General features: G+C 61.5%; 1 protein-coding gene. It reads left to right on the forward strand.

The genetic code is table 11. The annotated features are described in order from the left end of the window. Positions 1 to 234: 234 nt before the first annotated feature. Positions 235 to 1328 (forward strand): IS110 family RNA-guided transposase (locus tag ACX80A_RS15190; RefSeq protein WP_459260599.1); only part of this gene is annotated, 1094 nt, incomplete at its 3' end.

Genomic DNA, 1328 nt, shown 5'->3' on the forward strand with positions numbered 1-1328 from the left:
CCCCGTTACATTTATTGGAGTCCTCGAAGGTCGGGGGCTTGGTCGCTGGGCTTGGTATGACTTTCTGCCCCTGTCATTGATGATCCGGGGGGTGCTGTCGCCAGGTTCGGAGGCGCTTGTTGACTGCTGATAGGGACGCGGCCGGACCCGGTTGGGTTCAGGTCTCTTCGTAACGTGGGTGCCAGGAACAGGTGTCGTGACTGCGGCCAGCTAGTGGTGCAAAGGAGCGCCATCATGACCGGACAATTTGATGTGTATTGCGGGCTCGATGTCGGCAAGTCCGAACATCACGCAACAGCCCTCACCCCGGCCGGGGAACGGATCTTTGATAAACCGTTGCCGCAAGACGAGACACGGCTCCGAGAGCTCTTCACTGCTCTTGGCCGGCATGGCCGGGTGTTGATGATCGTGGACCAGCCCAACACCATCGGGGCGCTACCGATCGCGGTGGCCAGGGATTGCGGCTGCGAGGTAGCGTACCTGCCGGGACTGGCCATGCGGAAAGCCGCGGACCTCTACCCGGGACGGTCGAAAACCGATGCCCGGGACGCGTTCATCATCGCGGACACGGCACGGACCATGCCCCACACATTGCGGGCGGTAGACCGCGACAGTGAAGTGCTCGCCGCGTTGAAAGTTCTCTCCGGTTTCGACGCGGACCTGACCCATGAATGCACCAGGGCGATCAACCGGCTCCGGTCGTTGCTGTTGCAGATCTTTCCGTCCCTGGAACGGGTCTTCGTCGGCACGATCCTCACTCGCACCCTGGTGCTCGACCTATTGATCAAATACGCCGGGCCGACCAGTCTTCGCGCGGCCGGGCGCGGAAACGTGCTGCGCTGGGCGAGGAACCACGCCCGCAAAGACCCCACCAAACTCATTGATGAAATCTTCGCCGCGCTCGGGGAACAGACGGTTACCGTGATCGGCACCGATGCTGTTGAACTGGTCATCCCACGCGTCGCTGCGCAGATCAAGGAGCTCAAACACCAGCGTGCCATCGTCGCCGCTGAGGTGGAGAAACTCTTGGACGACTTCCCTCTTTCCATCGTCTTGATGTCCATGCCAGGAGTCGGCATCAAGACGGCAGCGACGATACTCCTGACCATCGGCGATGCCAGCACCTTCACCACGGCCGGCCACTTAGCCGCCTACGCGGGCATCGCGCCAGTCACCCGACGATCCGGAACCTCAATCCGTGGCGAATACCCCGCACGCTCCGGGAACAAACAACTCAAGAACGCGCTGTTCAGATCCGCCTGGATCGCCAGCTGCCATGACCCGCTATCGAAGGCCTACTACGAGAAGAAACGCGGCCAAGGCAAGAA

The sequence above is a fragment of the Arthrobacter sp. TMN-50 genome, assembly GCF_054511125.1.